Origin of the sequence: Mesorhizobium sp. ES1-4, from assembly GCF_020164745.1 — a bacterium.
Classification (GTDB): domain Bacteria; phylum Pseudomonadota; class Alphaproteobacteria; order Rhizobiales; family Rhizobiaceae; genus Mesorhizobium.
Genome location: NZ_JAIUGV010000007.1, coordinates 362,846 through 376,331 on the forward strand (window position 1 = coordinate 362,846; position 13,486 = coordinate 376,331).

The window sequence follows — 13,486 nt, forward strand, 5'->3', positions numbered from 1 at the left end:
AAATGAGCGCTCCACTCGATTTGAATCGTGCAAACACGTATCAAACGACGAGGATCCATTCCTCGGAGCAAACAGTGTCCGACACAAACGGACCGTTCTTGACAGGAAGCGCTCGTGCGGTATTCCGACGCCTGGTGGAGGATGGCCCTTCGACCAGGCCGCAGATCGGAATGTCGCTTGGCCTTTCGCGGCCGACAATGTCGGCTGCGATTGCTGAACTCGAGCAACTCGGCTACGTCGAGATGGTCGGCGCGATCAAGGGGCCACTGGGGCGCAGCGCGGCCCAATACAAAGTCGGGCCAGGAGCCGGGCATGTCATCGCGGTTGATGCAGGTGCGACCCATGTGCGGCTTCGTGTCTCCACGCTCGACCGCAAGCAACTGGCCAACCGCATCCTGCGCTATCCTGAGAGCCAGTTGACCATCAACGAGGAGGTCAGCCGCGCCGTCGCATCCGAATTCGCTGTCATTCGTGCTTCGACCAAACGAAATTGGGGACCGCTGCGCGCTCTTGGGCTTGCAGTGCCGACGCGTGTTGTGGGACCGGAAGGCGACGTGGAAGGCAGCCGGCAAGACGTCGTGTTCCGTGCGTTCGATCCTCCCGCCGGTGTCGCGCTCGTCTTGGAAAACAACGTCAACTGTGCCGCAGTGGCCGAGCAGCATTATGGGGCTGCACGCGGCATCGCCAACTTTGCCTATGTGCAGATCGGGTTGAAGATCGGCATGGGCCTCATCCTGAACGATCAACTGGTACGGGGGCGCAATGGAGCCGCGGGGGAGATCGGCCATCTGAGTTTCCCTTTTGCACCGGGTGCGGAGCCGCTGCCGGGCGAGGTCGAGCACTATCTCGGTACCCAGGCCTTCATCTCGCGCGTGCAGTCGGACTGGACCACAGCGGCTGGACCGTCTCCGCGCGACACCGAGGAATTGCTCAAGCTTGCCGAAGCGGGCCACCCGGACGCACAGCGTCATGTTGCCCGCCACGCCTCGGACATAGGGGCGGTGGTCGCCGCCTGCGTCAGCGTGGTCGATCCCGGTCTGGTGGTCCTGGGTGGTGGCCTTGGAGCGTCGCCCCTTCTCTTGCCGGAGGTGCGCCAAACGGCGAACCGCCTTTCCTACCCGGTCGAAATCCACAGCACGCATCTGGCCGCAGACGCGACGGTTCTGGGCATCGAACGCCTAGCCATCGAGACCGCCCTGCCTCTGGTCCTGGGCGAATAGCCAACACGACCGCTTATTTCATTTGCGCTGCCGCAACAAAAAGCTTGACGGCGGCTCCTCCTCTTTTATTAGTTAAGGTGCCTAACAAATAAGAACCGTTTTGCGATTGTCAGGCGTCAACAGGAGGGAACATTGAGCACGCTCAGCAAATTTCGGTTCGGCCTTGCCGGACTGGCGGCGCTGGCCGCGATCGGAACTGCCGGTCGAGCGGCCGCGGAGGATGTTACGCTTCAGTACTGGGTTTATTCCGACTTTGGCGAAGGCGATGCGCTGCGGCTCCAGCAGGAGTTCATCAAGGAGTTCACCGCCAAGCATCCCGGTGTGACGATCGACATCGTCGCCAAGGGCGACGACGATCTGACAGCGGGTCAGGTCGCCGGTGCGGCGAGCGGAAACTTGCCGGATGTGTTCATGAACGCCCAGTCGGTGGGCGCTCAGCTGGTGGAAGTGCGTGCCTTGGACAACATCTATTCGAAATGGATGGCTATGCCCGAGAGCTTCCGGGCTCAATTCGATCAGGATGCGTTGAAAGGCTGCATGCCAAAGCCCGACGAGCTTTACTGCCTGCCCTATACCGGCTTCGGTTCCCTGTTGTTTCGCAACCTGACGGTGCTGGAAAAAGCTGGCGTCGACACGAGCAAGCCTCCGGCCACCTGGGACGAATGGTTCGCCCAGATGAAAAAGGTCAAGGACGCTGGAATGTATGCCATTCCGGACGAAACGCTGGTCTTCAATTCCATCGCCGAAATCTATGCTACTTCAGGTTCAACGGAGAGCTGGGGATTTGACTGGGCGAACAAGAAGACCAAGATCGATCCGGCGATCATGGCCAAGGTTTTGAAGAAATTTGTCGACATGAAGCCGCTCAGCAGCGGAACCAGCCGCAACGACCAGGCTACGAAGGACCTGTTCATCTCGAACCAACTCGCGTTTCATACTGTCGGCCCTTGGGTAAACCCGACTTACGAGGAGGCAGCCAAGGCCAGCGGGCTCAAATACGACTTCACGCTGATTCCTGGTGACGAACCTGGCAAAACCGGCGGCATCCGCAGCTACGAGATGGTCGGTGTCGCTCCAGGCCCTCACGCGGATCTGGCTTTTGAATTCGCCGCCTATCTCACCGAGAAGGCGCAGATGGCCCGCTGGGCGAAGCTTCTGTCACGCTATAACGCCAACGCGGCCGCAATGGCCGATCCAGAGGTCGCGGCACTCCCGCTGATCAAGGTTTCGGTCGATGCCGCCCACGGCGCGATGGATGTGGCGGCGCCCTATTTCGGCGGCTCGGTCCCGAGCTGCTACAACTCGGAGGTGATCGACATGGCCTCCGCCACGGCGGACGGCCAGCACACTCCGGAGGAGGGCGCGAAAGAGCTGGTCTCGCAGTTGAACGACTGTCTGGCCCAGTAAAAGCGCCTCACGCGTAAAGCGCCTGCGGCCGGATCGATCCGGCCGCAGGCTCAAACGGAGTGCCCATGCCCCTTCGCCGCCTCCTGCCGCACTACCTCATGATCGCGCCATTCATGATCCTGTTTGCGGTGTTCTTCCTTTATCCGATCCTCAGCGGCCTCTACTACAGCTTTCACGCCTGGAACGGGGTGACGAAGCCGGAGTATCTCGGCTTCGCCAACTACCAGAAGATCGTACTCTCGCGCGATTTCGCAACGGCGATGCGCAACCTCCTGACCTATGTCGCCATCACCGTCCCGCTGGGGGTTTTGGTGGCACTTGGCCTTGCGCTTCTGGTGGACAGTTTCGTCGGACGCTGGGCCAATTTCTTCCGCAACGCCTACTTCATGCCGGTTGTGCTGCCGGCGTTCCTGGCCGCCACCATCTGGCGTTGGATCTATGCGCCGAACTTTGGGCTGCTCAACATGATCATCGGCTGGTTTGGCGCGCAGTCGATCAATTTCCTCAACGACACCGGCACGATGCTTTACGCCCTGATTGCCGTGGATGTTTGGGTATCGGCAGGGTTCAATATGATCATCATCCTGGCCGGACTGAAGGAAATCCCGGCCGAGCTCTACGAGGCCGCACGCCTCGACGGTGCCAACAAACGCCAACAGATCGTCCACATCACCATTCCGATGCTGGGACCGGTGCTGTTCTTCGTCGTGACCTACGGCCTGATCTCAGCCATGCAGGTCTTCGACAAGCCGTGGCTGCTGACGGGATCGTCGTTCACCAGTTATGGCGGGCGTCGCAACGCGCTGCTCTTTCCGGTGATGGACATGATGGGCCGCGCTTTCGGGGGCGTCCGCTTTGGCGAGGCCGCGGCCTACGGTTTCCTGTTGACGCTCGCCATTGTCTTGCTGACGGCCGCCATGTTCGGCCTGCGCCGCCTGAAGGGGTGGGCATGACCGCTCAGTTCTCCCGCATCTCGGTCTGGACCGTTTTGAAATGGGCACTCGCCCTAGTCGTGACCGCCATAGCGCTGTTTCCGATCTGGTGGATGATCAATGTGGTGTTTTCCTTGCCGGGCGAGCCCGTATCGATCAATCCGCGCCTGTGGCCGACCTCGATCCCGGCCGGCGTCGAGAAAATAAGGCTGATTTTCACCGAGACGGACTACCTGCACGCCTATTGCATCTCGCTGTTGTACGCATTGCTGACGATTGCGGGCGTTCTGCTCATCGGCTCGTTGGCCGCCTTCGAGTTTGCGTTGTTCGAATTTCCGGGCCGCGGCCTTCTGTTCGGCGTCGTCATGCTGTCGCTTATGGTGCCGACCGCGGTCACAATCATCCCGACCTATCTGCTGACGTCGCAGCTAGGGTGGCTGAACACGATGCGCGGTCTGGTGGTACCTGGCCTTGCCTCGGCCTTCGGCTTGTTCATGCTTGTGCAGTTCATGCGCGCCGTCCCCAAGGACATGATCGAGGCGGCGCGGCTCGACGGCGCCAGCCATGTTCAGATCTATTGGCACGTCGCGTTGCCCTTGTGCCGCAATGCCCTCGTCACCCTGGCGATCCTCACCTTCATGCAGACCTGGGGAAACTACATGTGGCCCCTGATCGTCGGGACGAAGCCCGCGATTTACACGGTGGGCCAAGTGGTCGGCCTGTTCAACTCGCCACTGTCGCACCAGACAGTGGACATGGTGATGACCGCTAATCTTCTGGCCGCAATCCCGCCGCTGCTCTTCTTCCTGATCTTCCAGCGCAAGATCGTCGAAGGCATCGCGATGTCAGGAACCAAGGGCTGAGCGGAGAACGACCCATGGCATTTTTGGATATCTCGTCGGTCTCGAAGTCGTTCGGCGTGCACAGCGTCCTGGAGGACGTGAACCTTTCGATAGAACGCGGGGAGTTCGTGGTTTTCGTGGGGCCTTCGGGCTGTGGAAAGTCGACGCTTCTGCGCATGATCTCCGGGCTGGAGACGGTGACCTCCGGCGCGATCTCGATCGAAGGCGAGATCATCAACGATGTGGAGCCCGCGCGGCGCGGCGTGGCGATGGTGTTCCAGTCCTATGCGCTCTACCCACATATGACGGTTTTCCAGAACATTTCGTTCGGTCTGCGCATGGCCCATCGACCGCGCGACGAGATCGCAGCGAAGGTGCGGCATGCGGCTGCGATCCTGCGCCTGGACAAGCTTCTGGAGCGCAAGCCTGCGCAGTTATCCGGCGGGCAGAAGCAACGCGTCGCCATCGGCCGAGCCATCGTGCGCGAACCGCGGGTTTTCCTGTTCGACGAACCGCTATCCAACCTCGACGCCGAATTGCGCGTGCAGATGCGCGCGGAACTGATGGATCTGCACAAGCGCCTCGGCACGACGATGATCTATGTCACGCACGATCAGGTGGAGGCCATGACGCTGGCCGACAGGATGGTGGTGATGAATGGCGGCCGAGTCCAGCAGGCAGGCAAGCCGCTGGACCTCTATGACGACCCGGACAACCGGTTCGTCGCTGGTTTCGTCGGCTCGCCCAAAATGAACTTTCTGCCCGCCCGCGTTATCGACGCGGCACCAGGCAGGTTGCGCCTTGCCGTTGCCAACGCGGTTGAGGTGACCCTTCCCCTTTCGGTGCCCGGGCTCGCGGGCCAGGTCGAACTGGGCTTGCGCCCCGAGCATTTCTTGGCCGTGCCTGAGCGCGCCGATGAAGGCGGTCTTGAGCTGGAAGGCAAGGTCAAGCTGGTCGAGGAAGTCGGTTCGGAAAGCTACGTCCACATGGACTTGGGCGATGGAACCCCGGTGGTCGTGCGGGCTGCACGGGGCAGCGCGTCGATGAACGGAACCTTGCGGGCCAAAGCCGACCTTCGTCATGCACTTGTCTTCGCGTCGGACGGCCGACGCATTCGGGGTGGGAATGGATCTCGCGGATGAACCGGTCCGAGGATGAGACTGCCGTGATCGTCGGAATCGATATTGGGGGCACCAAGACCCATCTTCGGGTCAAATCCACGGCAGGCGGCGCGGCACGCGACATGGTGCTGCCGACCGGCGACTGGCGGGTGCGCAACTGGGATCGCGATGCCGAGCGGCTACTGGATCTGGCAGCGGGTCTGGCCGAGGGCACTCCGCTTGGCGCGATAGGCATAGGCGCCCATGGCTGCGACGACGCGGCGGAATGCCAGGCGTTTCATGCAGCCTTGTCGACGCGCACCAACACGCCGGTCGCGGTGGTCAACGACGCCGAGCTGATGCCCCTTGCACTCGGCCTAGCCGGGCAGATTGGCGTGGTGGCTGGCACAGGTTCGATCGCGGTTTGCCGGCCCGCGCCCGATCGCATGTTGGTTGCCGGAGGGTGGGGCTGGATCGTCGGTGACGAGGGCAGCGCCGCCGGTCTTGTGCGCGAGGCCGTGCGCGCCGTTGCACACCATTTCGATGCTGGCGGGGGCCGCGGTGAGCCTCTGGTCGAGGCAATTTTCGACGCGTTGCTGGTTCCTTCGGTTCCGCGTCTGGGCAGCTCTCTGTCGGAAATGCGGTCGGCGACGGCGGTGGGAAGCCATGCCGCAGTAATCTTTCAGGCAGCGGAAGCGGGATCGGCCCTTGCCGCGGGCGTCATCCGCGAAGGCGGGCGGGCTCTCGCTCATATGGCCGCGCTCCTGGATGTCCGCGGCGCCGGTGCCGCTCATGCGGTGGCCGGAGGCAGCGTTATCGCGGGGCAGCCCCTGTTGTGGAAGGCCTTCGCGGAAGGACTGGCCGAGGCTTCCGCAGGGCGCATAGCGCCGCATCTGTTCACCGGGCAACCTGTCGAGGGCGCCTGTCGTCTCGCCAGTTGCCTGATCGAGATACCTGCCGCGCGCGGAATACCCTCCGCACCGGTATTTTTGTGACCAAGAAAGGAAAGACTGTGAGTTATCGTTCCACCATCGCTCGCCAGCCCGAAGCCCTTGCCGATACTTACGCCGCCGTGCGCGACGAGCTAGCGGAGATAGACATGTCGTCCTTGGATCGGGCGGTCATCGGCGTGACCGGCATAGGCGCAAGCTATGCTGCGGCCGTCGTCGTGGCAGCCGAGCTTCAGACACGCAACCGGCGCGCATTCGCGATCCGCTCGGTGGACATGGCCAAAGGCAACGACCTTTGTGATGCGTTGATCGGCCTGTCCCATCGCGGCCGCAGTGTCGAGACGGTCGCCGCGCTGGAAAAGCTGCCAGCGGCTCGCCGCCTGGCCGTCACCAACAATCCCGAGAGCCCCCTGGCGCGCGCAGCGAACCTGCACGTACGGCTGGCGAACGGCTCTGACGCCACACCGTCGAGCACCGGCTACACCGCCACCTTGCTGGCCGCCGGTATGGCAGTGCAGAAACTCCTCGGCGTGCGGGATGACGCCTTCGCTGAGATTCCGTCCCTTGTCGGCCAGCTTTTGAGCGCCGCGGCCGCGAAGATGGATCGATTGGGGAAACTGTTGTCTGGCCGTCGCGCCATCGACTGCGTCGGCGCCGGTGCCTCGCTCGGCACGGCCGATGAGGCTTCGCTTTTGATCCGCGAGGCATCGCGGATCCCGGCCTCGGCCTACGATACCCGCCACTACCTGCATGGACCGATGGAGTCGATGGACGAGACCACTGCGGTGGTTCTGGTTGGTTCGGGGCGCGAGGTCGAACTGGCGCAATATCTGGAAAGCATCGGCTGCCCGGCACTTCTCGTCACGACGGCAGAAGGAATCGATGACGGCAGGCTTTTGACAGTCATCAAGGTGCCGCGATGCGACAATCTGATAGCGCAGGGGATCGCGGACATCATCGTCGCCCAACTCTTGGCAGCAACGCTTTCGGATGCGGCCGGACTGACAGACACCCAGTTTCGCTATCGCATGTCCGACACCAAGGTGCCCGAAGCGGCGTGACTCTCGTCAACTCACGAGATTGATGCACCTGATGTTTATTGCTTCGCCCGAAAGGGCGAGGCAAGCACCAAAGGAACTCTAGACTGTATCGCCGACGCGCAGATTGCTTTGTGCAACTTGACGCCGGAGGTTCGCACCTCAAGCTGTTAATCTGCTAGCGGATCGCGGCCGGCTCGATCGTGAGGGCGTCGCCGTTTTTTCACCCACCAGTTTGGCTTTTTCGCCACTGCTGTCCCACACCCGCCCCGGTCTGTTTCTTCGAGAAACCAAGGCGTTTATGCGATTTTTTCCTGCACCTGTGATCGACGTTAGGCCGCAGATGGATGTCAGCTTTCAGGAGGACGTAGTGCAAGGCGCAGCGACCGATATTGGGCGCAAAGCAGGTGTGGTTCGGCACCGGGGGTTGATCCGACTATCAGTGATCCCGACCCGTCGCCTGTCTTCGAATCAACCGCGTTATCCCGCCAAGTTGGTCGTCTCCCGATTACTCCGCCAAACGGTGTGATAGCGGTGCGATTCATCGGGCCCAGCGATACGTCAGCGCCGTGCCGCGCCGTCCCTCTTCGGCAGGGCAAACATTGCCCTCGCTGCCGCGTGGATTCGGTTTGTCCAAGGTTATTGCTGCTGGATAATTTCGGGCATTTCGAGGAAATTCATTTCCCTCGCTGCCGTTCAGTCTCGCACTTTCGGCTGCCTGCCGAAAGTGCGCTTGGCCTTTGCGAGTCGCTCGAAGTCGAGGCCATGGAAGACTGAGAAATCCACACTTTCCATCAGATCTGCTCGCGCCATGTTGCGGGCGCGAACTTCGCTGATCGCTTTGAAACCGTAGAGGTCGTGCTCGTCGTCGAGCTTGTGGCCGGCTTGAAGCTTGCGGTCGCGTGTATCCACCTTGTTGTCCCGCATCTGGTCGATGTTACCGCCGCGCAGTGAGTGGAAGACTTCCTTTCGCGTTGTGATAACGCCCGCCTTCTCGAAAAGGCGGTTCATATAGGAACTGGCGCTCTTGCTCGGGTCCGCAAGGCGGATGAGCTGCGGGAACAGGAATGAGTCACCCTGGCCCTTCGCCCATTCGATGAAGCCTATCTCGCGGAGGAAGTCATGAAGGATGAAGAATGTCGCGCTGGCGTCGGTCTTGATCGGAACGCGCTGCCAATGTCCTTCCCTATTCAGCTGAATGCCGGATGTCTGGGCGACCCAGACATCCGGATATTTCTCGCGGATGTCGTTTCCGGTGAGGTGGACCAGCAATCCGAGGCGGCGCCCCGTCAGGTGCCCGAGCAGCGGGAGCATTGCTTCGTCCAGCAACCCTCTCTCCACGCCTTTGTGGAAGATACGGCTGATCTGATTGGAACTGAGCGGCTCCGCTGACTCGCGCGGCGCCGCGGTATCCGGATAGAAGAGCTTCACGCCGGAGAGCGGGTCCGGGTAGTCAAGCTCAGTGATCTTGGAGCGGATGATTGTCTTGACGATGGTGACATAGCCATCCTCCAGCGCCGACCGTTTTAGGGGTTTGGCGGTAAGGTCGGCATTGGCGGCCAGGATTTCGCGCGCCGTCTTGTCCTTCGGCCTGTCCTTCTCTTTCGCCGGCCAATGCGTCAGGAGATAGACATAGGCCTGCAGGTCGGCCCCTGTATAAGTGTCGACCGGATGGTCGCCGATCAGCTCGATGAAGATACCCAGCCGCATCCGCGCCGTGCCGATATCTTTCTTCTCGCCCGACCTTACGGGCACGACCTTCGAAATAGTCCTCGGCGACGTCGCTCAGCAGCGGCTTCGTCGAAGGCTTGCGCTCGACATAACGGCGGTCAAGCTTGAAGGCCACGGTCTTTCTGATCGCACCGTTTTCGACCTGCCGCGCTAGCTCCGGATGGACGGCGGAGCTCGCGGAAGCTGGCGGAGCATGCGCGGGGACATAGGCCAACGGGCGAATGGCAGCCGCAGCAGGCGAGGCGCCGAGTGGCGTCGTGGCCGACTGCAATTCGGCCTGCTGGAGGGTGGAGGTGGAATTCGTCGGGGCCTCGCCCGCGATCTTGGCGACCGACTGTGGCTTCAGCATGTCAGCGTTTTCGATGATGAGCGGATTGCCTTCCGCGCCTTTCGCCAGCTCCCGGCCGATGCTCACCAGCCCTCGGAAGCCTGCGAATACGGCCTCCTGATGCGGCGGTGTTGGCGGAGCGGGTTGCGAGACCACAGAAAGCATGGCCTTGAGGTAACCCTTCACTTCCGCCGCTGTCAGTTCGGGACTGTCGTTGGTGAAATCTGGAGCACCGTCGCTATCCTGTTCACCGCATTCTTGATGTCGTTTTCCAATCGGGCCGTCCTGATCTGGTCGAAGCGGTTTCTGGCGAGCGCGGCCAGCAGTTCGGCCTGGACGCGTGCCTGCCGCGCGGTAAGCGGGCCTAGCCCCAAGCGGATAAAACGTGCACCCGGCCCGGCAAGGTCGCCAGGCAATCTAATCTGGAAAAGATAAACGGAGCCTGACCTGACGAGGTAGCGGCCGGGAGAGCCGTTGCCCCCGGCATCTCTGTCGTTTGGCGTGGGTGCATTTGCGGCCGCTGCCAGCGATGCGTCCAACGATACATTACGCGATACATTCAACGATACAGGCACCTGAAAAGACTCCCTTCGTGGGAGCCGCCAGGAGATTTTTTAGAGCGGGATCAGATGCTTGCGGGGAAAGTGGGTTAGAGTCTCGAAGGCCCTGGCGGAGAGGGAGGGATTCCCTTTCACCTCTATGATACTGAAAATACTAGTCTTTTCGCGCTTTTTGTTACACAGTTTGTTACACAGCTACAACTACGATTTATAACCGCTCTAAGCTCGCAGCTTTTGGGCTCGCCTGCCCAATCCATCCGATCTGTCGAAACCGATGGCTTGTAGGACACTCCCGCGTGTGTACGTTGGGGCTTGGGTCAGAAGGTGACCCACAGCAAAGACGGGAGCGCCGCAGCGCAAAAGATCTCATCGGTCAAGGAACAGATAGTGAAGTAGCCTGTGACAATCGGCGCCAGCATCACCTCCAAAGCCGACCAGGAAAAACCCGCAAAAAACGTCGCCCTCAGATACCCCGTCGGCAATGAATATGGGACCGAAGTTGCGCGGCAGATCGGGCGTTAGATGCCTTCATGACATCTGAACCTGAGCAGGCTCCTACGCCGCGAGCCGGCACATTTCCGAACGGAGTTTCGTCCGGCTGCGCAAAAAGGTGCCCTGTCGAGACTTACTTGTTGGCCAAATGGCTTAGCAGGGACGAACTCGTGAAGAGATTGATAATGCAACACTATCAGTCGTTGTGCTGATCCGACAGGCTGTGCGTTTTGGCACGAAAATCATGGCGAAAAGCGCACCGGCACTTTACTCTCCAAATTATGATTCGCCTCGATCCCGCGACCGCCAGCTCCTCTGCGCCGCCCTCCGTTCCCGCGTGGGCGATCACAAGCGCCGGCGCGCCGAGTGACGGCGACGCCGCCTTCCGGGCCGGCGCCGCCCTGGGTGCCCTCGACACGCTCGCCCGCGCGCAGGCAGCCTGGGCCGGCGCTTGGCGGCAGCGGCTGGCGGTTCGCTGCGCCGCCTCCAGCATGCGGCTCGCCGGCCGCGCCGAGGATGCGGCCGCCTTGCGCGATGCCTGGCATTTGCGTCCCCTACGTGCTGACCCCGGTCCCGCAGGCGCCGTCTTTGGCGCCTGGCGGCAGTTGGCCAGGCAGCCGCCCGCCGCTACGCCCGGCCGGCTCGGGAAGATACTCGACCAGCTTGGCCTCCATTGGGACGGCGCCGCGCTCGCCGACCTTTGCACGCAGATCGAAAAACTCGGGGTATCCCAGCGGTCGGCGCCATTCGACGCCGCGGCGATCGCCGCTGAGGTCGTCGCCATGCGTCCCGATGCCGAAGTCTTTGGCTGGTGGCTCGCCGACCTGGTACTGGCGCAACGCCTGGGCTGGCCGCAGCCCCTGCCGCTCCTAATGGCGCAGGGTTTTGGACCATCTTTCCGCACCGAGGCCGGCGGTGGCCGGCGCATCCGGCCCGGGGACAAGAATTTTGAGCGGGCGGTTTGCATCGCGCTCGTCGCGGCCGCCGCGGACGCTTGTCGGTTGGCCGCCGAGCTGTCGCGCCGGGCCGAAAAACTCCTGGCGGTGGCGCCGAAACTGCGCGCCAAAGGCGCCGGCGACGTAATCTTTCTGCTGCTCAGTGAAGACGCCGTGTCCGGATCGCTGACGACGGACAATCTGTCGCGCTTTGCATCGCGACGGCTGTTCGAACGGCTGCAGCAACTGGAGGTCGTGCGCGAGCTCTCCGGCCGCCCCACATTCCGGCTGTTCGGGCTGTAGCGATGAGCGAAGCGTCCGCCCGCCGCAAGCCAAACGATCAGCCGGCGCTGCTCGACACCGAACTGGAACATCTGCCGCCGGAGCTGCGCTGGTGCGAATGGATGGCCCGCGTCGAAGCGGTGATCTTTGCGGCAAATGAACCGGTGACACGTAGTGTCCTCGCGCGGGTGGTGGGAAAAAACTGCAATATCGAGCTGATCATCGACGACATTCGCGCCGAACTCGCCGGCCGCCCTTACGAGCTGGTCGCGGTCGCCGGCGGCTGGCAGCACCGGACCAAAAAGGTTTTTGGCGACGCCATTCACGCAGCCTTCGGCACGGCAGCGGGCGAGGGAGCAAAAGAACTGTCGCAGGCGGAGGCGCTTGTCTTGATGTGCATTGCCTATTTCCAGCCGATCACCCGTGGCGAGCTGTCGAGCTTTTTCGGCAAGGAGGTGTCACGTGACCTGATCGGCGTGCTGCGCGCTGAGCAGCTGGTCGCCTCGGGGCCGCGCAGCCCGCAGCCGGGCGCGCCCTACACCTATGTGACGACCAAAACTTTTCTGTCGCAGTTCGGGCTCGACACGCTGCGCCAGCTGCCGGATTTCGAGGCGCTCGAGGACGCCGGGCTGCTGTCGAAGGAGAAGCTGCTGGATCATCCCAGGGTTTGCAGATATCGACGATGATGGCGCCAGCGCCGCGCTCGACGAATAGATGATCCCATCACGGCGGGACACACGCGATCTCGCCGCTCGTCACATAGAAGATTGCGCCACGCACGCCGTCTGGTCTCGCCGGCTGGGTCCTTCGCGTGACGGAAGGGAGGTGGCGGCACGCGTCCGCTTGTCGATGAAGGATAAGCGAACAGGCAATTGATCGAGCCTGGTCGCACATGTCGATCACCATTGAGAGCTCTCGAAGGGAGAAAGTTCAATTGAACCACGTCTACCTTGAGCTTCTCGCGACGATTGAGGCGTTAAGATCCAGCCCATCGGGGCGACCATTCAGACGCTGATGGACAAGGTTCGCGACCTTTCACAGACGATCAAAGCCCTGAAAGACGATCTCCACCAGACAGCCGGCTATGGCCTGCTAAGAACCTAGCCAGCCGGCGAGTGCCCATCCCGGCCATTGTCAGCGAGGCGGCCATCCCAACAAGATCGCCTTGCCGCCACCGCCAATGGCGGATGCTGACAGCAGCGCCATAAGAACGCCAACGTAGATGGGGAAGATCATCCTCGGGCTATTCGTCCTTCCAAATGACAGTCTTCCCCCGAAAATCCCAATGAAATTTGAGGTTGGCTTTCAGTACCTCGGTGGGGATCCTCGGCTCGATCGCTGTGTGGAGAGCGTTATACGTTTCTCGGCAGAAGCTCGGCGGCGGGACATTCAGCTTGTACCCCGACGGGTACCTAAAATCTTGCTGAGAATTCATCAGGTCAAGGTTGTTGGCAATCATCTTCACGTTCCCAATCGGCGGCATTCCTAGGGCCACTGCGGCTTCGTAAATGTCCTCGATCTTGTGACCGAAGCCGAGCCGGAGACCGCGTTTCGACACGCCCTTTGAAGCTAGATACGCTTTCAAGAGGAGTTCTAGGTGTGAGCTTTCGAGAGGTTGTCCATTCGGACCGGACCGAGGAGACTGGAGTTACCACGCTTCAGCATCCATC

General features: G+C 61.6%; 12 protein-coding genes. 10 read left to right on the forward strand and 2 right to left on the reverse strand.

Going from position 1 to position 13,486, the window contains the following annotated elements; all coding sequences use genetic code 11:
- Positions 1 to 2: 2 nt before the first annotated feature.
- From LB556_RS16315 to LB556_RS16345, 7 genes are all read left to right on the forward strand, one after another.
- On the forward strand, positions 3 to 1,220 hold the full coding sequence (locus LB556_RS16315) for an ROK family transcriptional regulator (protein WP_224568677.1): 1,218 nt from the start codon (positions 3 to 5) through the stop codon (positions 1,218 to 1,220).
- A 132-nt stretch (positions 1,221 to 1,352) separates the two neighbouring features.
- Positions 1,353 to 2,627, forward strand: coding sequence for an ABC transporter substrate-binding protein (locus LB556_RS16320; RefSeq protein WP_224568679.1), 1,275 nt, complete (start codon positions 1,353 to 1,355; stop codon positions 2,625 to 2,627).
- Positions 2,628 to 2,692: 65 nt separating this feature from the next.
- Positions 2,693 to 3,580 (forward strand): carbohydrate ABC transporter permease, encoded by an 888-nt coding sequence (locus LB556_RS16325; protein WP_224568681.1) that lies wholly within the window; start codon positions 2,693 to 2,695, stop codon positions 3,578 to 3,580.
- Entirely contained in the window at positions 3,577 to 4,422 is an 846-nt protein-coding gene (locus tag LB556_RS16330; protein WP_224568683.1) for a carbohydrate ABC transporter permease, read from the forward strand. Before LB556_RS16325 ends, LB556_RS16330 begins: the two co-directional genes overlap by 4 nt.
- A 14-nt stretch (positions 4,423 to 4,436) precedes the next feature.
- On the forward strand, positions 4,437 to 5,543 hold the full coding sequence (locus LB556_RS16335; protein WP_224568686.1) for an ABC transporter ATP-binding protein: 1,107 nt from the start codon (positions 4,437 to 4,439) through the stop codon (positions 5,541 to 5,543).
- Positions 5,544 to 5,566: 23 nt separating this feature from the next.
- Positions 5,567 to 6,496: an N-acetylglucosamine kinase gene (locus tag LB556_RS16340; RefSeq protein ID WP_224568689.1), complete on the forward strand. Its 930-nt coding sequence runs from the start codon at positions 5,567 to 5,569 to the stop codon at positions 6,494 to 6,496.
- Positions 6,439 to 7,512, forward strand: coding sequence for an SIS domain-containing protein (locus LB556_RS16345; RefSeq protein WP_224568690.1), 1,074 nt, complete (start codon positions 6,439 to 6,441; stop codon positions 7,510 to 7,512). The genes LB556_RS16340 and LB556_RS16345 overlap by 58 nt, the downstream gene beginning before the upstream one ends.
- A gap of 672 nt (positions 7,513 to 8,184) precedes the next feature.
- On the opposite strand, the gene LB556_RS16350 is transcribed toward LB556_RS16345, so the two are convergent.
- Entirely contained in the window at positions 8,185 to 9,198 is a 1,014-nt protein-coding gene (locus LB556_RS16350; protein WP_224568693.1) for a hypothetical protein, read from the reverse strand.
- Here LB556_RS16350 and LB556_RS16355 point away from each other — a divergent pair.
- Positions 9,179 to 9,373 (forward strand): hypothetical protein, encoded by a 195-nt coding sequence (locus LB556_RS16355; protein WP_224568695.1) that lies wholly within the window; start codon positions 9,179 to 9,181, stop codon positions 9,371 to 9,373. The two genes, LB556_RS16350 and LB556_RS16355, sit on opposite strands and share 20 nt — an antisense overlap.
- Positions 9,374 to 9,744: 371 nt before the next feature.
- Here LB556_RS16355 and LB556_RS16360 read toward each other — a convergent pair whose 3' ends face one another.
- On the reverse strand, positions 9,745 to 9,963 hold the full coding sequence (locus tag LB556_RS16360) for a hypothetical protein (RefSeq protein WP_224568696.1): 219 nt from the start codon (positions 9,961 to 9,963) through the stop codon (positions 9,745 to 9,747).
- A 917-nt stretch (positions 9,964 to 10,880) separates the two neighbouring features.
- Here LB556_RS16360 and LB556_RS16365 point away from each other — a divergent pair.
- Together LB556_RS16365 and scpB are read left to right on the forward strand one after the other, a co-directional pair.
- Positions 10,881 to 11,837: a DUF1403 family protein gene (locus tag LB556_RS16365; protein ID WP_063169437.1), complete on the forward strand. Its 957-nt coding sequence runs from the start codon at positions 10,881 to 10,883 to the stop codon at positions 11,835 to 11,837.
- A gap of 2 nt (positions 11,838 to 11,839) precedes the next feature.
- Positions 11,840 to 12,502 carry an SMC-Scp complex subunit ScpB gene (scpB, locus tag LB556_RS16370; protein ID WP_063169436.1) on the forward strand — a complete coding sequence of 221 codons (663 nt, stop codon included), beginning with the start codon at positions 11,840 to 11,842 and terminating at the stop codon, positions 12,500 to 12,502.
- Positions 12,503 to 13,486 lie beyond the last annotated feature (984 nt).

Coding starts and splice junctions, on each gene's coding strand:
- LB556_RS16315 (WP_224568677.1), top strand. CDS start 3: ATGAGCGCTCCACTCGATTTGAATCGTGCAAACACGTATCAAACGACG.
- LB556_RS16325 (WP_224568681.1), top strand. CDS start 2,693: ATGCCCCTTCGCCGCCTCCTGCCGCACTACCTCATGATCGCGCCATTC.
- LB556_RS16330 (WP_224568683.1), top strand. CDS start 3,577: ATGACCGCTCAGTTCTCCCGCATCTCGGTCTGGACCGTTTTGAAATGG.
- LB556_RS16335 (WP_224568686.1), top strand. CDS start 4,437: ATGGCATTTTTGGATATCTCGTCGGTCTCGAAGTCGTTCGGCGTGCAC.
- LB556_RS16355 (WP_224568695.1), top strand. CDS start 9,179: ATGAAGATACCCAGCCGCATCCGCGCCGTGCCGATATCTTTCTTCTCG.
- LB556_RS16350 (WP_224568693.1), bottom strand. CDS start 9,198: ATGCGGCTGGGTATCTTCATCGAGCTGATCGGCGACCATCCGGTCGAC.
- LB556_RS16365 (WP_063169437.1), top strand. CDS start 10,881: ATGATTCGCCTCGATCCCGCGACCGCCAGCTCCTCTGCGCCGCCCTCC.
- scpB (WP_063169436.1), top strand. CDS start 11,840: ATGAGCGAAGCGTCCGCCCGCCGCAAGCCAAACGATCAGCCGGCGCTG.